The organism is Desulfovibrio faecalis, assembly GCF_053570625.1.
The window spans coordinates 1,436,810-1,460,302 of sequence record NZ_JBRBQR010000001.1 but is presented as its reverse complement, the minus strand read 5'-3'; the positions used below and the strand labels follow the sequence as shown (position 1 = coordinate 1,460,302).

14 protein-coding genes, 1 tRNA gene and 2 pseudogenes are annotated in these 23,493 nt (G+C 48.1%); 11 read left to right on the top strand and 6 right to left on the bottom strand.

What is annotated here, in order from left to right; genetic code table 11:
* Nucleotides 1–71 precede the first annotated feature (71 nt).
* The 9 genes and pseudogenes from ACUZ79_RS06500 to ACUZ79_RS06460 form a co-directional block, all read left to right on the top strand.
* Nucleotides 72–641: pseudogene (locus ACUZ79_RS06500) on the top strand (flagellin); the annotation flags it as partial.
* Nucleotides 642–1,133: 492 nt separating this feature from the next.
* Nucleotides 1,134–1,442: pseudogene (locus ACUZ79_RS06495) on the top strand (flagellin); the annotation flags it as partial.
* Nucleotides 1,443–1,456: 14 nt separating this feature from the next.
* The gene (locus tag ACUZ79_RS06490; RefSeq protein WP_449251044.1) at nt 1,457–1,729 is read left to right on the top strand and encodes a hypothetical protein; all 273 of its coding nucleotides are present in this window, start codon (nt 1,457–1,459) and stop codon (nt 1,727–1,729) included.
* Nucleotides 1,730–1,925: 196 nt separating this feature from the next.
* Nucleotides 1,926–2,156 carry a hypothetical protein gene (locus ACUZ79_RS06485; protein WP_449251043.1) on the top strand — a complete coding sequence of 77 codons (231 nt, stop codon included), beginning with the start codon at nt 1,926–1,928 and terminating at the stop codon, nt 2,154–2,156.
* A 206-nt stretch (nt 2,157–2,362) separates the two neighbouring features.
* Nucleotides 2,363–5,566, top strand: coding sequence for a helicase-related protein (locus ACUZ79_RS06480; protein WP_449251042.1), 3,204 nt, complete (start codon nt 2,363–2,365; stop codon nt 5,564–5,566).
* Complete coding sequence (locus tag ACUZ79_RS06475; RefSeq protein ID WP_449251041.1) at nt 5,566–6,339, top strand: DUF4391 domain-containing protein; 774 nt, start codon at nt 5,566–5,568, stop codon at nt 6,337–6,339. The genes ACUZ79_RS06480 and ACUZ79_RS06475 overlap by 1 nt, the downstream gene beginning before the upstream one ends.
* Nucleotides 6,340–6,350: 11 nt before the next feature.
* Complete coding sequence (locus ACUZ79_RS06470) at nt 6,351–8,213, top strand: site-specific DNA-methyltransferase (protein WP_449251040.1); 1,863 nt, start codon at nt 6,351–6,353, stop codon at nt 8,211–8,213.
* Between the two features lie 14 nt (nt 8,214–8,227).
* Nucleotides 8,228–11,200, top strand: a complete 2,973-nt coding sequence (locus tag ACUZ79_RS06465) for a type III restriction-modification system endonuclease (RefSeq protein ID WP_449251039.1) — start codon at nt 8,228–8,230, stop codon at nt 11,198–11,200.
* A 10-nt stretch (nt 11,201–11,210) separates the two neighbouring features.
* Complete coding sequence (locus ACUZ79_RS06460) at nt 11,211–11,564, top strand: DUF3024 domain-containing protein (protein WP_449251038.1); 354 nt, start codon at nt 11,211–11,213, stop codon at nt 11,562–11,564.
* Nucleotides 11,565–11,935: 371 nt separating this feature from the next.
* Here ACUZ79_RS06460 and ACUZ79_RS06455 read toward each other — a convergent pair.
* The 3 genes from ACUZ79_RS06455 to ACUZ79_RS06445 form a co-directional block, all read right to left on the bottom strand.
* Nucleotides 11,936–12,008, bottom strand: a tRNA-Pro gene (locus ACUZ79_RS06455).
* Nucleotides 12,009–12,458: 450 nt separating this feature from the next.
* Nucleotides 12,459–15,200 (bottom strand): DUF927 domain-containing protein, encoded by a 2,742-nt coding sequence (locus ACUZ79_RS06450; RefSeq protein WP_449251037.1) that lies wholly within the window; start codon nt 15,198–15,200, stop codon nt 12,459–12,461.
* A gap of 163 nt (nt 15,201–15,363) precedes the next feature.
* Entirely contained in the window at nt 15,364–15,594 is a 231-nt protein-coding gene (locus ACUZ79_RS06445) for a hypothetical protein (protein ID WP_449251036.1), read from the bottom strand.
* A gap of 290 nt (nt 15,595–15,884) precedes the next feature.
* Between ACUZ79_RS06445 and ACUZ79_RS06440 the strand changes: the two genes are divergently transcribed.
* Both ACUZ79_RS06440 and ACUZ79_RS06435 read left to right on the top strand, forming a co-directional pair.
* On the top strand, nt 15,885–16,133 hold the full coding sequence (locus ACUZ79_RS06440; protein WP_209817886.1) for a type II toxin-antitoxin system Phd/YefM family antitoxin: 249 nt from the start codon (nt 15,885–15,887) through the stop codon (nt 16,131–16,133).
* Nucleotides 16,134–16,135: 2 nt separating this feature from the next.
* On the top strand, nt 16,136–16,396 hold the full coding sequence (locus tag ACUZ79_RS06435; protein WP_449251035.1) for a Txe/YoeB family addiction module toxin: 261 nt from the start codon (nt 16,136–16,138) through the stop codon (nt 16,394–16,396).
* 525 nt (nt 16,397–16,921) lie between these two features.
* Here the strand turns inward: ACUZ79_RS06435 and ACUZ79_RS06430 are convergent.
* The 3 genes from ACUZ79_RS06430 to ACUZ79_RS06420 all read right to left on the bottom strand — a co-directional run bounded on the left by ACUZ79_RS06430 (nt 16,922) and on the right by ACUZ79_RS06420 (nt 22,386).
* The gene (locus tag ACUZ79_RS06430; protein WP_449251034.1) at nt 16,922–18,799 is read right to left on the bottom strand and encodes a TIGR03768 family metallophosphoesterase; all 1,878 of its coding nucleotides are present in this window, start codon (nt 18,797–18,799) and stop codon (nt 16,922–16,924) included.
* A gap of 681 nt (nt 18,800–19,480) precedes the next feature.
* Entirely contained in the window at nt 19,481–20,905 is a 1,425-nt protein-coding gene (locus ACUZ79_RS06425; protein WP_449251033.1) for a sodium:solute symporter family protein, read from the bottom strand.
* Nucleotides 20,906–21,138: 233 nt separating this feature from the next.
* Nucleotides 21,139–22,386 carry a Glu/Leu/Phe/Val family dehydrogenase gene (locus ACUZ79_RS06420; protein ID WP_449251032.1) on the bottom strand — a complete coding sequence of 416 codons (1,248 nt, stop codon included), beginning with the start codon at nt 22,384–22,386 and terminating at the stop codon, nt 21,139–21,141.
* Between the last annotated feature and the right edge of the window lie 1,107 nt (nt 22,387–23,493).

The following is a 23,493-nucleotide window of genomic DNA, read 5'->3' as shown; positions in this document are numbered from 1 at the left end:
CCGCGTAAACAAACTGTTGGTATATTTTTTGAATAAGAAAAATAGACTTTCAGTTTATATGGAGGGTGAAAATGGGTCTTGCAATCAATCACAATCTGATGGCTGCTAATACGGCCAGCAATTTGAATTCGCATTACGAAAAGTTGAGCGTATCAACCCAACGACTTTCGTCTGGCTTGCGAATCAACTCTGCTGCCGATGATGCTGCGGGGCTTGCGATCAGGGAATTGCAACGGACAGAGATTGCGGCCCTTCAACAAGGTTCACGAAATGCCAGTGACGCGATTTCCTTGATTCAGACAGCAGATGGGGCTCTGGGTGTTATTGATGAAAAGCTTACGCGAATGAAGGAATTAGCTGAGCAAGCCGCCACTGGCACTTACGACTCCACACAGCGCCTCATGATTGAATCAGAATATCAAGCAATGGCTTCAGAAATTACCCGTATAGCCAATGCTACTGACTTCAATGGAATCCATCTGCTAGATGGAAGCCTGGAGAGCAGCGTCCACGATGGTTCTTCCATGACTTCTACAGGCAAGATGAAAATCCATTTCGGTACCGGAAATGATTCAGCAGAAGACTATTATTATATCCAAATTGGGGCTTGCACTGCCGCTGCGCTTGGGCTTGGATCTGGAAAAACTGCCGATTTTGCGGCAAACAGAGCAGCTAAACTCGCGTACGATTTTGCTGCTCAATGGTATGAACAACGATTTGGAAATTCTGAAAAAGCCAAAGAAGTTGCACAAGTAGCTCAAACGTACACGGCGCAGTTTTTTAATGCTGCAACAACGTATACCAATCATTCGCCATACAACACCTACCCTAGCGACTGGGATGCTCTATCTGCCACGCAGCAGGATGCGCTCAAAAAACAATGGGGCAATCAAGCAGCACAAAACTTAATTACTTCCGGAGAAATGGCCAGACCGGGAACTGTGGTACCTGGAACTAATAATGAGTTTGTAAATACTAAATCAGCAGATTCATCACAATTATTCTATAATCAACTTCTGTTAACAGATCACAATTTATCCTCTACTGACTCACACGGCGTGAGATATTATGATTCACTTATAGATGATCTTGCAAAATATTCAGGCCAAAATTTCTTGCAGTACACCAACGAGGCAGGGACAACGATCTCTACACAAGAAGCAGCACAAAATGCGCTGGTAGCGATAACCAACGCAGTCGTTTCAAAAGATAAGATTCGCGCTCATTTGGGGGCACTCCAAAATAGACTGGAAAACACCATCACAAATTTGAACGTCCAGGCTGAAAACCTTCAAGCCTCTGAATCAAGGATTTCTGATGTCGATGTTGCTTCAGAAATGACGGAATTTGTGCGCCAGCAAATATTAGCTCAATCCGCTGTGGCAATGCTATCTCAAGCTAACTCAATGCCCAAAATGGCTATGCAGCTAATTAGCGGGTAAAATAGGAGAGAACCATGATCAATAAGACAGAAGCAACTGTACCTAGGGCTTTCCAGATCACCACCGCGATGAGTCCTTACATGACTCGGAGAAACACTCCCGTTGAAAGCCCTGCTATACCTCCAGCTTCTGATGTTGCGGAGATTCGTTCACTCAATCTAGACAACGAGGCGCAACAGCCGTTCTCAATGGTGAAAGAGACTCTAAATACAGATCATTCAGAATCATTATCTGCTCATCAAGGGCTTGATGTAAATAGGGTAATGTCCCTACTTGATGGCCTGTAGATAGCATTTCCGAGATATACCTAGTAATAATGTATATAGCTCTTGGAGGGTGAATGAAATAATAGACACCATCGTGGTTAACTATGCTGTAGGCAAGGAACAAAACTCCTTGCCTTTTTTATTTGCAAACAGATTGAGCGCAATCAATTACAACAATAGTTATGATTAACTTACAAAACATTTATGGAGATTTACTATGGACCAGAATAATAATATTGTGCCGTTAAATGATATAATTACCGATGATTGCATTCCAGCATCATTAATATTTCAAGATGAAGCTGCTTATTGCTTGCAAGATACGTTTAAGCTCACCAAGGCAATTCTGAAATGCCAGCTGGATATTTTCGAAAAGATTGATTCCGTTTTGGCTTCTATTCAAGAGCAAGTGCGGCAGGAGGCTGAGGAAGATGGAAATACTCCATGAGCAAAAGGGGGATTGTTACGACAACGCCCCCATGGAGAGATTTTTTTTTGGGGGGGGGTGTTAAAAAATGAGTTAAGCCCATCGCAAAAGCTACTGCACACGGGCAGAAGCCATTGCAGATGCTACTGAGTATACTTGCAATGAATTTTTTCGTATTGTAACCAATCTGTATATTTTTATTGATACTTCTACGCTGGCTTGGATAAATGCTGATAGATAACAAAAAATATGGAAAAGTCGGAGATGTTCTTCGGCAACACCTTCATAAAGATGGAGAATTGGCTGTAACCACCGATTCTTTTTCTTTGTATGCGTTTCAGAGCTTGCAAAAAGAGCTTGAGAAATCAGCAGCGACTCGACTCATCATTTCCGATGCCTCAATTAACACTGAAGGAAGCCATCCTGCTCTCTCGGGTGGGAGATACGAAACACGCTTGAAGAATCAGCTTCTTCAAAAGGCAGTTGCAACGCAGTGCGCTGGATGGCTGAAAAAGAAAGCCCAGGTGAGAGCTGCAAGCAATGCCCAGACCATTAGCCAGAATATGTTCCATGTGCAGGGGGCCGATGACGCTGTTGCTATTCAGGGCAGTTCCTCTTTCACAAGTGAAGGACTCGGCTATGTAGAATCTGATAGACACCACATGAACATGGCCCTTACTGATAGCGAAAGTACAAAGGCCCTTCTGGAATGGTTTGATAGCCTTTGGGGCAATAAGAGTGTGACATTTGATGCCAAGGATCAGTTTCTCAAACAACTTGAAACCCTCTCAAAAGACAACGCTCCTGAGTTTATTTATTTTCTCACCCTGTTCCACACATTTCAGGACCTCCTTGAAGACATAGATGAAGAGAATATCATCAAGACTAAGACGGGCTTTAAAGATACCGTTGTCTGGAACAAGCTGTACAAATTCCAGCGGGATGGAGTCCTCGGCGCAATTGATAAGCTTGAAAGGTATAACGGCTGCATCATCGCCGACAGTGTGGGCCTCGGTAAAACTTTTGAAGCACTCGCTGTCATCAAATATTACGAACTGCGAAATGACCGGGTGCTCGTCCTTTGTCCGAAAAAGCTCCGTGAGAACTGGTCCATCTACACGATCAACGATAAGCGGAACCTACTCGCCAAGGATCGTTTCAATTATGATATTCTGAACCACACAGACCTTACTCGGCTCACTGGCAAATCTGGTGAGATCAATCTGGAGACGCTGAATTGGGGCAACTATGACCTTGTTGTCATCGACGAATCCCACAACTTCAGGAACGTCACCAAGTCCGATAAGGGGCTGACCAGATATTCCCGCCTCATGGACGAGATCATCCGTTCAGGCGTGAAGACAAAGGTGCTCATGCTTTCCGCTACTCCGGTAAATAACAGGATGAACGACCTCAAGAATCAGGTGGCGTTCATTACTGAAGGGCTGGACCTCGCATACAAAGAGTATGGCATTGCCAGCATTGAGGAGACTCTTCGTAAGGCCCAGACCAAATTTAATCAATGGCTCAGACTGGATGAGAAGGATCGGACAACCGAGGGTCTGCTTGACGCACTCAACTTCGATTATTTCAAGCTCCTCGATATGCTCACCATTGCGCGGTCCCGCAAGCATATCCAGAAGTATTACAATATCGCCGAAGTCGGTGAATTTCCTGAACGCCTCAAGCCTATGAACATCAAGGAAGACATTGATCTTGATGGAGAGTTTCCTTCTCTCAAGGAGATCAACCGGACTATTCGAAAGCTGAACCTCAGCGCGTATTCTCCCCTGAAGTATGTCCGCATGGAGAAGCGCACGGAATATGACCGCAAGTACGACATCCTTGTGAAAGACGGGAAATCCGTGTTCCGTCAGGTGGACCGCGAACAGAGCTTGATCCACCTCATGCGTGTCAATCTCCTCAAGCGAATGGAAAGCTCGATCAACTCCTTCGGCATGACTTTGGAAAAGCTTTTGAATGAAGTCCAAAAGCTTCTTGAGAAGCTTGAAAACCATAATGGCGAAGAGATTGAGGAAGTCGGCATCGAAGACATTGAGGTGGATTCCCCTGAGTTCGAGGATTTCCTGATCGGCAGAAAGGTCAAGGTTCTCATCAAGGACATGGATCAGGTTCGCTGGAAGCAGGACTTGGAAGAAGACAGAGAGAAGTTAAAATACCTCCTCGACGAATCACGCAAGGTCACAGCAGAAAGAGATGCTAAACTGAAGAGTCTCAGAGAGCTTATCAAGTTCAAGCGGGATGAGCCGATCAATACGGGGAACAAGAAGGTCATCATTTTCACCGCCTTTGCTGATACCGCAAACTACCTCTATGATCACATCGCTCCTTGGGCAGAGAAGGACCTGAAACTGAATACAGCCCTCATCACCGGCGGCGGTTCGAACAAGTGCAACCTGAAGACTATGCGATGCGAATTCGATGCCCTGCTTTCCGCTTTTTCTCCTGTCTCGAAAGAGCGCGACAAAATCAATGCCGAAGTTACGGATGAAATCGACCTGTTGATTGCCACTGACTGTATCTCCGAAGGACAAAACCTTCAGGACTGCGATTGGCTGGTGAATTATGACATCCACTGGAACCCTGTGCGGATCATCCAAAGGTTCGGGCGCATTGACCGGCTTGGTTCCAAGAACAAGAAAATCCAGCTCGTCAATTACTGGCCCAACATGGAGCTTGACGAGTATATCAACCTGGAAGCACGAGTCAGTGGACGCATGGTCCTTCTCGACATCTCTGCCACCGGTGAAGAAAACGTCATCGAGCAGGACAACGTGACCCGCATGAACGACCTGGAGTATCGGCGCAAGCAGCTCCAGCAGCTCCAGGAGACGGTGGTTGATCTGGAAGATATTTCCGGCGGCGTATCCATCACCGACATGACCCTGAATGACTTCAAGATGGACCTCTCTGCGTACATGAAGGGCCACGCTGATTCGCTGGAGAAAGCACCTACTGGATTGTACGCAGTGACAAGCCTGGATGCCGATCTTCAGGAAGATGGACTGGAGCCGGGGGTTGTATTCTGCCTGAAGAACATTGGCAAGAGTATGGACGAAGAGGACTACGCCTTGGCACCTCATTATCTCGCCTATGTCACGGATAACGGCGAGGTCCGATTCGGGTACACTCAAGCCAAGAAGGTGCTGGACGTTCTGAAGAAGCAATCCATGGGACGCACTGAGACGGATCAGGACGCCATAGCTCGAATGAACTCCCAGACCAAGAACGGCAGGGATATGAGCCATTATCGCAACCTTCTTGAACAGGCGGTGAATGGTATTGTCGGTAAGTCCGAAGAGAAAGGGGTGGAAAGCCTGTTCTCCCGTGGCGGTACCAATCTGACCAAAGAGAGCTTCCATGGGATGGATGACTTTGAAGTGGTCAGCTACCTGATTGTGGGGGCGTGATGGACTTTCCAGCTACCATAGAAAACTTCTACAGCAATCTTGCCGTTCCAGAGCCCTGTTACCTCGGAAAAAGGCTGTTCAAAAAACACTTCTACGAAAACGGGCAGCTCAACGCTACGGAGAAGAAAGCGTTCAAGGAAGACATAGAATCCATCGAATGGAAATACACCCTCAAGCCTTCTACCATAAATATTCAGAGTTTTGAGGATGATACCCATGAGTATCTTGAAGTCGCTCTAATCCAGGTCACACTCTCGTCTGATGAGCGCCATTCACGAATTGCCGCGGTCATTCAGAAAGCGATTCCATACCCTGTGGTTATCGTTTTTTCCTATGACTCCAGCATTGCCCTCAACGTGAGCATGAAACGGATCAACCGCGCCAACAGCAACAAGATGGTGGTTGAGTCCTATCACGACACAGGATGGATCTCGCTTGAATCGCCTGAGGATTGGCAAAGTAGCTTCTTAGATGACTTCCAGATCAAAAACTTGTCCTTTCAAGATTTCTTCCAGTTCTACCAAGATATTGCTGAGCACATTACTGCCTATAACTGCGCGGTCTATACTGGTGCATATTCACTGGCTCCTTCTGAGCACAGAGAAGGCGTGGATCGTGGCGAGGCTCTGAAAGAACTGGAACGCCTGGAGCGGGAATTGACGGAGCTTCGAAACAAGCTCAAACATGAAAAGAACTTGGGCAACCAGGTGCAGTTGAATACCAAAAGCAAACAAATCAAGGATCGCATAGACGTGATCAAAGCTGAGATTTGAGGAATATCCCCATGGAGAAACTGACTGAGCAGGATGGCATGAGCCTGAACGTGGTTAATGAGAACTTGAAGGCCCTTAAAAATCTTTTCCCGGAAGCCCTTACGGAAGAGGGGGTCGACTTTGAAGTGCTGAAGCAACTCCTTGGCGATGAAGTTTCCGAGAGCGAAGAGAAGTTTGGACTGAACTGGTTTGGAAAAATGAAATCTCGACAGATTGCCATGGAGCCTTCCATGGGCACTTTGCGCCCATGTTTTGAAGAAAGTATTGATTGGGACACAACACAAAATTTGTTTATAGAGGGTGACAACCTTGAAGTATTAAAAGTGTTACAAAAAAGTTATTCTGGAAAGGTCAAAATGATTTACATCGACCCTCCATACAATACCGGAAAAGATTTTATCTATCCAGACAACTTCCAAGACAACTTAGATACGTATTTAAAATATACTGGACAAAAAAGTGACGAGGGTCTTAAAGTCAGTTCAAATACAGAAAGCTCTGGAAGATTTCATACGAACTGGCTCAACATGATGTACCCAAGGATTAAGCTGGCCAAAAACTTACTACGTTACGACGGTGTCCTGTTTATTAGTATTGACGACGCTGAGCAGCCGAATCTACGAAAAATCTGCGACGAGGTCTTCGGAGAGAACAATCTCGTCGCGAATGTTGTTTGGCGATCGAAAGACAATAGCAATAATGACGCAAAAAGATTTTCAACTGACCATAATCACATAGTTGTTTATGCAAAAAGTGCTGATTGGCTCCCTGCTCGCGTATTTGATGAATCAAAGCAGTCTCATTTCAAGAATCCAGACAATGATCCACGTGGTCCATATTTTGACGGAAACCCACTCAACTCTCCAAACTTTCGTGAAAATCTAATTTATGACCTAGTCTCCCCTTCTGGCAATACCATTAAATCGCCAAAAAATGGTTGGCGTTGGTCAAAAGCAGCAATGAAGGAAAAGATGGAATCAGGAGAGATTAGATTCAATGACACGGAAACAGGAATTCGCAGAAGAACATACCTTGCTGACCAGAAAGGACTTCCCCCGTCTAGCTTGTGGATTGACCTTGAGAAAACAGGCCATAATCGACAAGCCAAATATGAAATACTCAAGCTCTTTGGTGAGGATATTTTCGATACACCAAAGCCAACTCGCCTGATAGAATACATGATGAATCTTGCATGTATTGGCAACAATGATCTCGTGTTAGATTTTTTTGCAGGGTCCTCTAGCAGCGCGCACGCTGTCTTAAACTATGCTATGAAGAGCAAGGTTGCAGTTCGCTACATCATGGTACAGTTGCCTGAACTTATTGATGAAGATTCTGATGCTGCTAAAGCTGGTTTTAAGCATATTGCTGAGATTGGACGGGAACGAATTAAACGAACTGTAAAGCAGATTAAGAATGATACCCCTGACTATTCAGGAGACCTTGGCTTTAAAGTATTCAAACTCGCCAGCAGCAATATCGTAGCCTGGAATCCGGACAAGTCAGACCTTGAGCAGACTCTAATAGGGCATACCGAACACCTTGTTCCAGGCAGAAGCGAACAAGATGTACTCTATGAGCTGCTTCTCAAGCGCGGCGTTGAGCTGACTGTCCCCATTGAGGAAAAGGACATCTCAGGAAAGACCGTCTACAGCATCGGATACGGAACCCTCTTTGTGTGTCTCGACAAGAAAATCGAGCGTGACCAAATAGAAGCGTTGGCTCAAGTCATCATCGCATGGCACATGGAGCTTGATCCGATGAGCGAAACGCAGGTCGTGTTCCGAGACAGCGCCTTTGAAAACGATGTTGCCAAGACCAATATCACCGCCATCTTGGAACAAGGCTGCATCAAGCACGTCCGCAGCCTGTAATGGGAGCAATGACCATGAAGCTCCACTTTGAAGACAATCTCGACTATCAGCTTGCTGCCATTGACTCCGTTGTTGGCATTTTCCAAGGACAGGACATCAGCCGCACTGCGTTTACAGTTTCGAAGACGTACGCGCATGGCATGGTTGAATCTGACCTAGGCATAGGCAACCGCCTTCAACTCCTAGATGATGAGCTTCAGGAAAACCTGAAGGAAATTCAGCTCAAGAACGGACTGCGTCCATCTGAGTCTCTGAGCAGCGGCGACTTTACCGTTGAGATGGAGACAGGAACGGGAAAAACCTACGTCTATCTGCGTACGATATTCGAGCTGAACAAGCGATACGGGTTCACCAAGTTCGTCATTGTTGTTCCTTCTGTCGCCATTAAAGAAGGTGTGTACAAAACTCTTCAGATCACACGCGACCATTTTGAAGCTCTCTACCCTGAAGCAAAGGGATATGAATACTTCCAATACGACTCATCCGAGATGGGACAAGTGAGGAACTACGCTACGAGTCCCAATATTCAGATCATGGTGTTCACAGTCGGAGCCATAAACAAAAAAGACGTGAACAACCTCTACAAGGAGAGCGAAAAGACCGGAGGCGAGAAGCCCATTGACCTCGTTCGTGCGACCCACCCCATCGTCATTGTAGACGAGCCTCAGAGTGTTGATGGCGGTTTAACCGGTCAAGGCAAAAAAGCAATCGAGGCAATGAACCCTCTTTGTACGCTCCGATATTCTGCTACCCACATAGACAAGCACCACATGGTCTATCGCCTGGACGCGGTGGATGCATATGACAAAGGGCTGGTCAAGCAGATCGAAGTCGCGGCCTTAGAGGTCGATGGTGGACACAACAAGCCCTATGTGAAGCTCATATCCACTGAGAATAGACGTGGCACCATATCTGCCAAGATTGAAGCGCATATCCAGCAAGGTGGAAATATCACTCCGAGAATCATTACCGTTCAGGATGGGGATGACCTAGAGCAGGAGACCGGACGGGCCATCTATGAGAATTACCGCATAGGCACCATCACTTGCGGCAAGGGCAACCAGTCCATCGAGCTGAAGTTCCCCAATGGGGAAAAAGTGCTGACTCCTGGGGACGAGCACGGAGGAGTGAGCCAGGACGACTTGAAGCGGCTCATGATCCACCGCACCATCAAGGAACACCTGGACAAGGAAAAACGTTTTGCCGCGTTAGGACTCGGCGTCAAGGTACTCAGCCTCTTCTTCATCGACAGCGTGGAATACTACCGCCAGTACGATCAAGACGGGAATTGGGTGAAGGGCAAATACGCCACCATGTTTGAGGAGGAATACCGCAAACTAGCCAAGGATTACGATTACCAGACTCTCTTCGAAGGGCTTGATTTGGATGTGGAAGTCAACGAGGTCCATAACGGTTACTTCTCTATCGACAAGAAAGGCTCCTGGACTGAAACAGAAGATAACAATCAGACAAACAGAGACAACGCTGAACGCGCATATAGCCTCATCATGCGTGAGAAGGAAAAGCTCCTCAGCTTTGAATCCAAGCTGAAATTTATCTTTTCCCACTCTGCCCTACGCGAAGGATGGGACAATCCCAACGTATTTCAGATTTGCGTACTACGGGACATCGGAACGGAACTGGCTAGACGGCAATCCATCGGGCGAGGCTTGAGACTCTGCGTAAACCAGAAGGGCCAACGCCTTCGTGGGTTCGACACAAACACGCTGACAGTTATTGCCAACGAGAGCTACGAGCACTTTGCTGAAACGCTACAGAAGGAAATTGAAGCCGATACAGGAATCCGGTTCGGAATCGTCGAAAAGCACCAGTTTGCCACCATCGCAGTGACAGATAAGAATGGGGAGACCAAACCCCTCGGCGTGCAACAATCAGAGAAAATTTGGGAGTTTCTGAAAGATAATGATTTCCTAGACAAGAAAGGCAAGGTTCAAGACTCGCTCAGGACTGCGCTGAAAGAAAACACGCTTATTCTGCCAAAAGAGTTCGATGAGCAGAAGACAGAGATCAAAGCCATCCTCCACAAGCTCTCTGGTCGCTTGGAAGTCAAAAACGCTGATGAGCGTGTTATGATCAAACCCAACAAAGAACGCTTCCTGAGCCCTGAGTTCAAAGAGCTATGGAATCGAATCAAACATAAGACGACTTATCGCGTTGACTTCGACAACGAGAAGCTGATTCAGGATTGCGCCAAGGCAATTGAAACTGGCCCTGCAATCAGCAAAACACGGGCACAGTTCAGAAACGCTAATCTCGCCATTGGTAAAGCTGGAGTAGAGGCAAAAGAAACAAGTGTTTCTGGCTACACCACTGTCAACGAGACGGACATTGAGCTGCCGGATATTCTGACTGACCTTCAAGACAAGACGCAACTCACCCGTAAAAGTATCGTGAGAATTCTCATCGCAAGCCGCCGCTTGAACGATTTCAAGCGTAATCCCCAGGAATTCATTCAGCTGGCGACTGAGGCGATAACCAGAACTAAGCGGATGGCTCTGGTTGACGGAATAAAGTATCGCCGCATCGGTGACGAGTTCTTCTATGCACAGGAGCTTTTCGAGAAAGAGGAGCTGACCGGCTATCTCAAGAATACCATGGAGTCTGAAAAGTCTGTCTACGACAGAATTGTGTACGATTCAGCTGGCGTGGAAAAGGGATTCGCTCAAGGCTTGGAAAAGAATGAAGCAGTAAAGGTCTATGCCAAGCTTCCCGGCTGGTTCAAGGTTCCAACACCGCTTGGAACCTACAATCCAGACTGGGCTGTTCTGGTCGAGGACGAAGGTAAGGAAAAGCTCTACTTCGTCGTTGAAACCAAGGGGAGCCTCTGGTGGGACGACCTACGCCACAAGGAAGGTGCAAAGATCAAGTGCGGTAAAGAGCACTTCGCCGTTCTTGCCGATAGCCAGGACAATCCAGCAAAATTCATCCAAGCCACCAAAGTCAGGGAACTGCTGGATCAGGCATAGGAAACAAGCAATGGCAATCAGTAAATTCGAACAACACCGATACGAGAAGCTTCTCCAGGACTTCTGCCAAGAACAGGGACCGCCACCGCATCTCCATGACAAGCTGAAATGGGGATATGAGGTTGATCCCAAGAAGCAGAAAGTAGAGCTATACGAGATTCGTCCTCACTTCATGGAACCATCAGAAAAGATCCAAAGCCCGATTGCCAAAGCGAGTTATGTCAACGCTCAGAAGAATTGGAAGGTCTACTGGATGAGGGGTAATGGAAAATGGACTCTCTATGAACCATGCCCTTCTCTTCGGTCTCTTGAAGAATTTCTGAAACTGGTTCACGAGAATGCATATGGCTGCTTCTTTGGATAGTCTGAACTAGATAGTTAATTTGGATCTAGACTGCGAAAGGGGATGGATGTATTCAATTGTACTAGTTTTGAGTTGATCTGAAAGTCGACTCTGTTAGACAAGCACCTCCCTACTGACACACTTGATAGGAATTCTGACATTCAACACACGCCAAATCACGCGCCAAACGATCCCATGTCCGCAAGTATTTGTATCGCCGATGCAACTTTTCAACTTGTGGCTATGTGGCGCGATAAATTTTAATATATATCGTATAGTTATAGGAATTTTCTGAGAAATTCTGCCACACGCCACTTTTGGCGATCCCATCCCACGCAAGAAAGGGATAGTCGGACTTTCGTCTAACTATCCCTTTTATTTGGATATATGGTCGGAGCGACTGGATTCGAACCAGCGACTTCCTGCTCCCAAAGCTGGAATGCCGCTAGATTTTTTTCTTGCCCCATCTAGATATATTTATTTCGGTTTTTATTTTTTAAGTCTGACCTGCTTTGATAATTCACCCACATACTAGATAGTTTGCTGACAAACGGGCTCAATTGTGGTGCACCGACGTTACATATGTGCCCGAAGAGATTTTTACCCCATTGTGGCAGTCATGGGCTACACCGGTGGCATAACAGCTGTGCGGATTGTGCGAGCACTGTGCGAGTAGTATGGTTTGAATGGCCGAGAATCTCGGCCTCTCAGTGTCGTCGCACGGCGCACATGTCGCACAGTGATTTTTTTGTTTTTGCAATCGCAGTTATTTTTTTTGTTACATCGAACATGATTTTTTGCGAAGTCAAAAAAACAGGTGTGCGTGCTGTGCGAGCTGTGCGGCGTCTCTATGGCCGAGTTTTCAGGCATTATAGAGACGCCGCTGTAGTCTTTGACGCACACGACGCACAGAATTTATAAGCTAAGACTTGAGCTGTCACTTTTTGACACCTCATCCCAACGCGCAGGAATAAAAGCAATTCCACGCTTATTCTTTCCTCCAATGCTATGCGTCTCTCTCACCTTCCCTGATGCATCACAAACTACCCAGCCTTTAGCTTTTAATATTCCCAACAGAGATTTGCGGTTCACGCCCCTTGCTATTTCATCAACTCTAGGAGTCAGCATAATAAACAGCTCTTCCCCACCATCTTTTATGCGGTAGCCCCACATGTTAGGTTGACTTAAATTGTTATCCACGAGACTTGCATGCCGATCCCATCGTACATACTGAGACTGATTGAGAGCAAAATGATCCTGAATGCGTTTAAGCACCTTGGCCATTTCCAAGTCGCCAGAACCACCACGTTGCTCCAACCAAATCTTGAACCATCGCTGGGCGGATGCATAGGCTTCTCCTTTACTAAAGGGAAGGATGCCCCACTCAATTGCTGCTTCACCTGCACTAGCAATGAGTCCAAACTTACGGGCGACCCGCCTAACTTGCCCAGAAGCATCAGAGGATACGTTTAACGAAACGAATTCATCTATTTTTTTAAGCAAGCTCTCTTGGTTCTGCTCACTTCCTTCACAATACTTGGCTATAAATGCTCTTAAAGCCGTTCCGTAACTATTACTACACACATCTGCAAGGGCGACACTTAATGATGCCGGATCAGCATGCTCATGCAGATTAGCAAACATGTTTTCACCTGTGCCTCCGTCGATTGGCAAATCAATAATTCTCACTGCCTGTCCTGCCATGGCGCGCTGCTTGCCTGACTCTTCAATTTTGTCATTGATTGTAAGCTCACCCGTGGAAAGAAAATTTAATCTCCAGGTCAATGCATTACGTAGCGAGGCATCAGCACGCATACGAGATCTTCCTTGACCGTTGGGAAGCATATAAGCCACTTGACTGACAACTTCTGCCGTTGCCTGACCGACCTCATCAAGAACCAACAGGTTGTCATTATGCATGGCCGCTGTGTGTTCAAGAGCATTGTGAGTACTACGCCACTGGCGCAAATACCCACGATTTCCACCTCCACCGCACACGCTGCCTGCAACAAGAGCTAGCGTTGTTTTACCGGTCGACGATGCCCCATAGATATGCAGCCCCCCACCTTCCATGTCACATGGACGAAGGAGTGGTCCTGTCAAGGCATAACTGGTTGCTAGCACTAACAAGGAATTTCCCGCGCACAGCTTACCTATGCGCTCCTGCCATAATTGTAGATCCCCACTAATGTTGTGCAGAGTATCTGTGGTTTCAGCGAGATAGATTTTTTCGGATAAAGATGCTCCGTACTGCTCGTCTGGCAAAACGTATGTGGCCTCATGCCAGCCGACCTTGTCTAGCTGTAGATATATGTTATCCTCTGGGGCACCGTATTGGATGTACTCCATAAGAAGACTATTCGCCTTGGGGTACATGGCAATTTCGAGCCCATGGTCCGATAAGATGGAGCGGACTAATTCACCACGTCCCGTGCAGTCTCTCATGTTAATCGGCAACTGCTTTCTTTGCCCGTCAGGAGCCGTAAATTCGACAAGTCTTGCCCACCCAACACCGCTAGAATTTCTCATCTTTCCCAGTATCTTGAGCGGGCTACAAATATATATACCATCATTTTCTTGGCCATCATTTGGCGTATAGAACACGCCGGTATCTCTAAGCTGAAATGATGTTGCAACAATTTCGCGGTTGGCTTTGTTTTTGAAAAACATATCCCCAGGAGAGCGAACATTGCATTTCCTATTACACTGATACACTTCCTGAATGTACTCACAGGTAATTTTTCGATCTGCACATTTTGCTTGAGCAATTTTATTTTCCGTTTCCTGATAAGAATATCCAGGGTAACCCAGACTGAATTCATGAATAATAGGGCGGGCCACATTCCCCAAGGACATAAAAATGCCTACCATTCTAAACCATTCTGGCTCAGAAAGAGTAGCCTGATTTTCCCAACAATGCTCAATAAAGGAACATTCTAAAATGGCATTAATGGCTTCCTTTGATTGCTTGCCTTGGCGCAGAAGAGTTTCGATAGCCATTGCAGCATCATACCAGTAACTCATGTCTGTTATGTTGGGCGCGGCAGTATCTATCGAGGTGGTTCGTGGCTGACAAGTAAGTAAGATCAGCTCATCTTTAGGTAAGCTCATTAATTCTTCATACGAAATTTCAACTTTATACTTTCCATCTGGACGAAGAATGTTGGGCGCACGCAGCAGTTTGCCTTTCCCTCCACTATACAGTTGTGTATCAATGCATCCCCCATCGATACTCGCGAGAGGTATTTTAAACGTCCGTGTAAGCATAACTTTTTGAATTTGTGGCAGATAGGGGTGTCCCTCCTTCCCTCCATAAGTAGCAGCTGGGATTTCAAGGTGCATGCCTTTTCCCCCGCTAAGAAAATATCGCAGAGATCGAGGATTAACTTTGTACCGAGATTCCAAGTAAAATACGATATTTTGTACTATTGAAATAGACCGCTTTGGGTCCTCCTTGCAATCGATATCCATCCAAAGGGAGCCGTAGCGAGTGGGCTCCGGCTTACCTTTTTCAGGTGCATAATCAAAGCTCATGGTGCTGAAAGCCGAGTAGCCTTCTTCAATAGCTTTTGCCTTGGCCTCTGCAGTGTCAGGAATAAAAATCCATGGCCTGCCTTGGTCTGGGTTGCCCGCGTAAATACATTTAGGATTATCCATGATAAAACCTCCGCCTAATCAACAGTAGATTATCGATTAAAAGGGATCGATTGTGTTTGGTTAGGCATATAATAGTAGCGCTCATAAAAAACATAGGCCGCAGGCGTAGCTGCGGCCTATGCTAGTTGTCATTACAAGGACTACTCATTCACTATGTTTTCAATCATCTCCTATGAAGACCATATTGTCGTAGCCACTGAACAAATGTCTCGCGCTCATAGCCAATCTTTTTACCCACCCGGATACGTACTTCTGGGCCTTCGCCCCTACAATCAATGTTGTTCAGTGTTTTTGCGGAAAGCAATCCTCCCAGATGCTTGGCAGCTTCCTCACGGGTAAAGACTGGCGGCAGGGCTGACTTTAAATTAGTAAAAAAAATGTCTGTAGAGATCATCAGATACCTCACTGTTAACTCACAGTATTCACGAGCAGATTTGCCCATACTATGGTCATAATGAATCCCCAACGATAACTATTAGGAATCGAATCGTGGAGCTGGGGCAAGGAGCTAAAGCATACGTAAAAAGCCAAAGGAGCCTTTTAAGTACAAGCCTAGAAAGAATTTGGCCGCCGAGCCCTGATTTGAATCCTATGAAAAAATGTGGAGCAAGATAATTTTTAAGAATGGCAACACTTGACAGAGAAGCGATATGTACATAAATTTGTACAAACAGGAGGCAAGCCATGCCCGAAGCCATAACTTATTCTGACGCAAGGCAAAACCTTGCAGCTACTATGGATCGAGTGTGTGATGCACATGAGCCTGTAATTATCACCCGCCAAAAATCACAATCCGTGGTAATGATTTCGCTTGAGGACTATTCTGGGCTCATGGAAACCGCACACCTGTTGAGATCACCAGCCAATGCCCAGAGATTACGTGATTCTTTAGCGAGTTGTTCTTCTGTGGAGCAGCATGACTTGGTGGATTGATCATGTTATTAACATGGACGCCCCAAGCTTGGGAGGACTACTGTTACTGGCAACAGGTGGACAGGAAAAAGCTGAAGCGCATTAACGAGCTTATCCGCGATGCGATGCGCTCACCCTCGGACGGGCTGGGGAAGCCAGAAGCGTTACGCTTTGACTTAACAGGATGCTGGTCACGGCGTATCGACCATGAGCATCGGCTGGTTTACAAGGTAGATTCAGAAAGGAACACGCTGATAATCGTGCAGTGCCGGTATCACTACTAAGCGCATTTTGGGGCACGGTTCTGGTCCTAAAAACTTGACTAGGGTGTGCCACAAAGTTATACACAAAGTGCGAGTGAGAAAAATTATTCTTCAAAAATAGCAGATAGTTACCACATGCTTTGTTTTGCCAGTGCCCAGTCTCCCCTTCGGCACCATCTTGAACTCCAAGAGAGTTCAAAGAAACCCGCTAAGCTAACAGCTTGGCGGGCTTTCTGCTTAGGGGCAAGCCCTCTCGACGGGCAGTTTTTCCGACAGGTTTCAGATCAATTCCCCAGCCATTTCAGCAGCACAAAACGCGCGCACGCAGGCGGAACTTTTCAAAGTTACGGAAGCTAATCATTGCCACTGGGGCATTATTAACTGTCTACTTGACGGGGTGCAGACCATAGCGGGGGACTCCATACAAAAAGAGGCGGAATATTTCCCGCCCCTTAATGCACAATAAAAATGTCTACGGTGTACCAGCAGTTCGGCCAGACATTCCGCTGCATCCCGAAGGGAAACTCACACGAGTCTTATCTTTTTTTAACGACAAAATCTGTCTCTGAGGGCTTTCACCATTTTCGGGCTTAGCTGCTTGAGCAATTCAGCATTGTACGATGGATATGCGTTCGAGAGATATGCAGGCGAACCGTACTGCCCATCTTGCAACGAAGGAAAAGGCCCGTAACCGGCCACATCCTGCCACTGGATGGTGGGATCAGCCTCGCTATTCTGGGCGCGGCTGGGATCCATGGAACTGATCTCCCTGCGGGCGTAGTTTGCGGCATTGGGAGCGTTAACCGTGAGGTTTGTTTGCAGAATCTGCTGTGCAGCTATGGAATAATAGCGAGACTTCGCCGCCGGGGTTCCTTCCGCGACCGCCGGGTCTACGTTGGTTGTGACAATGGATACGGTGTAGTCGCTGTTAAGGTGTATCTGAAACGTTCTGAACTGCTGCGGAAAATCCCTGAGTGACGCCGTTTCCACCTGCCAGAAACCCTTTTCCGGGCGGCTTGCATCCGGCGAGGGGAAGGCCTTTACCGTGTTGAAATGGCGATGCCCCGACATCCACATGAGCAGGTTTGGCGTATCCCACAGTATGCTGACCAGATCCTTCAACGATGCGGCGTTCTGCTCAACCGCATTGGGGTCTTTGTCGCTTTCCCACCATTCCATCTCTGTGCCAATGGCAGAAACACCAAGGGGAATGTGGGCAGCGATTATCATCAAAAGATCAGCGGCCTGCCCGGAGGCCAGCTCCTCTTTAAGCCATTTGAGCCGCGCGGCATCCAGAAATCCGTGGCCGTGGATATCGTGGGAACCGTCTGTTTCAGATTGCGTATTGTCCAGCACAATGACTTTGAGCGGGATTTTGGCCTTCGGCACAAAGCTGTAGCAGGCAAATCCGTTGCCATGCGCAGGATCCACCAAATTGAACCCATGCCCTGCCGGCTCTGTAGTTGTGTCAAAAAACTCCTGTTTCCACTGGGCAATGCTTACAGGGTGGCGACTTTGGTCTGCCACCGTTTTTGGGGGTGTCGCATAGGCATCCCTGGGGCCTGCGCCAATAATCGCGCCGTCAGCGGTAGCGCCATCAAGCAGGCCCATATAAAATGTTTTCGTCCTCAGGCTGCCTGGCACATCGTACAGGCAGGGGAAATGCGCACCGCCGCTATCAAGAGACATGAGGCCAGCCGCCATGACTTCGCCCGAGGTGTAGGCCTCAGCAAGCCCCAAAGATTTGTCGGCATGCACGGGGAAGCTGCCCATCCAGAAATGGTCATGGTTCCCAAGTGCTTGGTACCAGGGTATGGACTTATCCAGCCCAACGGCCTTAAAGGGCCTCTGATAGTCAATGCTGTCCATACCAAGGCGTTCACCAGAGCACGGTGTAATAACCTTGCCGTCAAACACATCAATATACCAGCGCAACTCATTATATTGAGCGGTATTGCACACATCGCCCAGCGATATGCCAAAATCAAAGGGCGTTTTTTTATGCAAGGCGTTTACTGTTTGAATGGCCGCATCCAGCACCTGCGTAGAGTACAGCATAACCGGCGAATATATGGACGAAGAAAAATAGAATAAGGGGTTTAACTGCTGATTGAGAATCAACTGGTTGGGGGATTCCTTGTCTGTGATGTGCACATCCGTAAAGGAAAAAAAGCTTGCCAACTGCACAAGACGTTGCGCCTCGGGGGTGCTACTACCCTGCGCTATCAGATCTGTACGCCGAACAACAGAAAGCCCTGGGCCAAAAGTATGGTTGCCATAGCCATACACGCTGTACTGGGATATCTTTGGCAGATCCGGCTCCTTGAGGCCTGGCTCAATGGCAGCAAAAAGAAGCGTTCGCTCAACTGTTGTCGCCACGGTGGAATCAATAGGATAATCAACAGGGACTGCTGTTTTTTTCATCCCGCTGTCTGCGACACCTTCGCAGGGGGAAAAGGCACCCAAGCAAAGAGTAGCCGCCAGCGCCCCAGAGTACATCAAAAAATTTCGGCGCCCGAGCGTCTGGAGCGAAACAAGGTCGATGTCTGATAATACGTGGTCTGCTTTTTTTGAATCATAATCCTGCATGGTATTCCCTGGCCCGGCATCGGACACATCAGTAAACAGACAAAAGAATCTATCTTTCCGGTATAATTTGATAACAGGATAAAATCATACCCGTCAATGCGATCACCTAGGCGAAGCTCTATTCCTCCCTGAAACTGAATACTAAGATTAATACTTTCCGATCGAACAGTTTAGACACCACTTATGGCATTTTGAGGCGGAGGTGATGCTAAGCCCCTCTAGCCGGGCATTGGCAGCATATTGCCAGTACGCGGGCAACACAGACTCATTGTCGGATTGCCCCAAAGAGGTTGATAAAGACAAAAAAGCGGCCTGCATGCTCGGGCATAACGCGCCTTTGAATGCAAGCCGCCTCGTGAGGGCAGATCTGTTTAAAAACACAACAGGTTGTTTACGCGGCCCTTGGCATTCCAAAGCCGCACGTTGGACTCCCCGCAGTGTTGTCGGCACTAGTCACAGCGGTATGACGCATCCAGACTACAAATTCTGCCTCTGCAACTTTTCGCCGCTGCCCTGTTACACAGGGTCGGTCTGCTTTTCGGCCTGCGCGTTAATGTAGACAGCCCGGTAGCTCCTGCCAAAGACCACAACCCCCAAGGCCACAATGGCAAGGCTGATGCCCAGGGCAAGGAACAGCGGCTGGCTCACGTTGAAAGCCAGCTTGGCAACAATGGCTGCCGTGGTGCTGCAAATGATGGAGGTCAGAGCCCAGAAAGGCGAGAGCCAGCCGGGCTTGAAAATCGCCAGTGTCAGCGGCACAAAAACACCGCCGCCGCGCAGCAGGAAGGAGAAGAAATTCCAGTACAGCACGGTGGAATGAAGATACGTATAGGCCAGAGTCGAAAAAATCGTGGTCACTATGACAAGGGTAATCCGGTTGGCCTTCAGAATCCCCTCGCTCGATGTAACCTTGAACACGTTGCCCACAAAATCCCGCGAAATCATGGTCCCAATGCCCAAAGCCTGCCCTGCGGTAGAACCGATGATGGCCAGCAGCACCCCCGAGATGGCTATGCCGCCAAACCAGTCGGGCAAATAGGTGAAGAAAAACGTAGGCAATGCCAAAATGGGGGGCAATGCCGGATTTTGCGCATGCATGAACATGCCAATGGCCACAATGGGCAAACCAACGGGTATGACCACCAGGCCAGCCATGATGGCGCCGCGAGAAGCCGTGCGGGCGTCACTGGCCGAGTACAGGGCCTGAATATAGTTCTGCGAGCAGCAGATGCCCACCACCGTGGAGAATATGTTGCCGAGCACCTGCCCGGTACCGGTGCTGAAAAGATTCAGCCAAGGCTCTTGCGGAAATACCGTGGAAAAATCAGGAAGTTCGTACAGAGATACCACAGCCACCGCGCTGCCTACCAGCAGGCCCACCCACAGTACGCTCATTTTTATAATGCCAGTAACGCTGCTGCCTTTCTGGCCGCTGAAAAACACCGTCATGAGCACAAGCGCCGCAAGTAGAATGGTTGCCGCAAGCGGGCTGATTTTAAGGATTGCAGACAGAATGTTTATACCCGCAATAACGCCGGCCACACAGCCGCACAGCATGCTCAAGGTGCCGCATATGCTGATAACCGGGCCGGCGTATTTGCCATAATGCAGACCAAAAAATTCGGGAACGGTTTCAAGATTGGTGCGCCGCAGGGCGCGGGCGTAAAAAATGCCCTGCACCAAAAACCCCAAACCCGCACCAAGAGAATACGACCAGGCGCAAAGACCAGCCTGATACGCCAACTGCGCTGTACCCACCGTAGCGCCGCCGCCGATGATAACGCCCACGATACCGCCCGCCACCAGAGGAGAAGAAGCGGCGCGGCCTACAAGGCTGAATCCGTCCGCAGATTTTACGCTGCGCGCGGAATAAATTGAGTATCCAAGGGTAATGCCAACCACCAGAAACATGCCCAGATAATGAACAAAACTGACTTCCATATGACCTCGCCCGATGATTGTAATGCCAGCATAAAGGCCCCAGCAATGACTGCCGCCCGCCTGTTGGTGTTCAGGCGGGCGGCCTGCATTGCGCACCCCGTTGGGCGCACATTGGGTAACCTGCATACGTGCAGTTGCTTGAGGTAAAACAGGGAGGTCGCCATTTCTGGTTCAGAGGCACAAATTTCGGCTGCCCCCCTTGATGCGGCGTTAAGCTTATGCTTCTAAAACGCCTATACCCAGCTACGCCACTTCATGGAAGCCACTGTGTGGTTCAACGCCTTGACCCAGCAGGCCATGCGCATGGTGATGTTTTTCTCGTTGGAGACAGCGTATATTTCGTTGAATACGTCAAGAAACACGCCTTCAAGCTTCTTGTTGACGAATTCTTCAGTCCAGCAGTCGTTATTGAGATTCTGAATGCGCTCAAAATGCGCCACCTGGGTGCCGCCAGAGTTTGCGTACACATCGGGGCAGTCAATAACCTTGCGGTCGCGCAGGATCTTTTCGGCTTCAACAGTCACAGGGCCGTTGGCGCCTTCCATAATGGCCCACGCCTTAACGTCAGCCGCATTTTCAGGGGTGATAACGCTCTGCACGGCGCAGGGGGCCAGCACGTCACAATCCTGCACCAACAGTTCCGCGTTGGTCACGGCCTTGGCCTTGGGGTAACCGGTGAGGGTGCCTTTTTCTTCAAACCAGGCGAACACGTCCTTCACATCCAAACCATCAGCATTGTAGATGCCGCCGTTCACGTCGCTTACACCGCAAATGGTCACGTTGTCTTCATTGTACAGCGACACAAGGTTTCCGCCCACTTTGCCAAAACCCTGCACAACTGCGCGCAGGCTCGACATGGACTTGCCCACTGAGGCCGCAACGGCACGGGTGGCGTACTGCACGCCACGGCTGGTGGCCAGTGCGCGCCCAGCAGAACCGCCAAGGGGCATGGCCTTGCCGCTCACGGCAGCTGGTTCAAGGCGCTGGTGCATGGCTTCCCATTCGTCCAGCATCCAGCTTTGAGTACGGGCATCGGTGCCAATATCGGCACCGGGAAAGTCCATCCAAGGTCCGGTGATGGATGAGATGGCGCGGATATAGCCACGGCACAACCTTTCCAGTTCGTTGAGAGACAAGGTGGTTGGGTCAACGGCAATACCGCCCTTGCCGCCGCCGTTGGGAATGTTGTTGCAGGCGTTTTTGATGGTCATCCACATGCTCAGCGCGCGCACGTCATCGGGCGTTTCATCCTTATGAAAACGCGTACCACCACGGATGGGACCGTTGGCCCAGTTGTGGTGAAAACGATAGGCTTCAATAATTTTTACAGTACCATTATCCATTTTAAGGGGGATACGCACTGTAAGTTCACGCATGGGACGCTTGAGAAATTCATGAACATGAGGTTCGAGTCCGGCGAGGGCTGCCGCTTGTTCCAGTTGTGCGAGTGCATTTTCAAGAGCTGTAGTTGCTGTAGCCATGTCATCCTCCATTTAGTCTGTTATTTTTATCAAATCCGCATGCATTTTATGTTATTTTTCGAGCATATGGATTTAATAGTAAAAACAATAATCAGAAAAACAGTGATCATTCATCAAGCAAACAGTTTCTGCAACAGTCCAAATATGTACCGATTCAAGCAAAAGACATGCCATACAGCAAATTCAGTTAAAAAATTTTGTAGACTGCACTTAATCTATTGCAAAAACGATCATTTTTTACGTTATATAAATCACAATCATCGATGATAGCCTCGTTGCAGTTTCGGAAAAGTGATTAAATAGTTAACGAACGTTAACAAATGAACATCAGAACGCGCCCTCTTCCACAAAAGTGTGCTGAAACATTTAAGCCAAGTGAAGGAGCGCAACAAAAAAGGAGCAGGTTCACCACAGAAAGAATTGTTTCTTGAGGGGAGATGGAGGGACAAGGCTGGCCCGCAACAAGCGGTTGATGGGCTAGTGGAGTATATCTGTGCTGTCAAAATGGCTTTCAGATGCGACCAGAAAAAAACGCCTGATGCATTCAGTATAAGGAAAATCTGCTTTACCACGCACTCAATCATCAAAATTCCATAAAATGCGTTTCCCCATGCCACAGATGGCTGTTTTGAGGTCGAGTGCGTGCTAATCTCTGCAGCAAAAGATGCATAATCCGGATTGACTATTTTGGTGGCACCAACGACACCCAATTGACCTCATTCATTACAGGACGCCAGACTGCGGACATTTCGGGGCGTGCCGTTTACCGCAATATGACGGACTTTAACGCCCGCTGGGCACGTACATCACCACAAACGACACCGCTCTTGAGCTGATCCGGATAGCACCTACGAGGCCGCTGAAAACCTGAATTTTGCTTGAGCTTGGCTACATCCACTTGTGGCTGTACAAAGGCGTCTGGAGCGGCTACCAAAAAATATCGGGGGACAGCCTTAACTACAAAGACGCCTGGAAAGCGACTCTGAACATTTTCTATTCCTCCTAATTCCGCAGGCATCCTGCCCAAGAACGGGCGGGTTGCCTGTACGCCCCTTTCCTGTATCCATCTACGCGACGTGTTCCGTTCCAAACAGAATCCACTTCAGC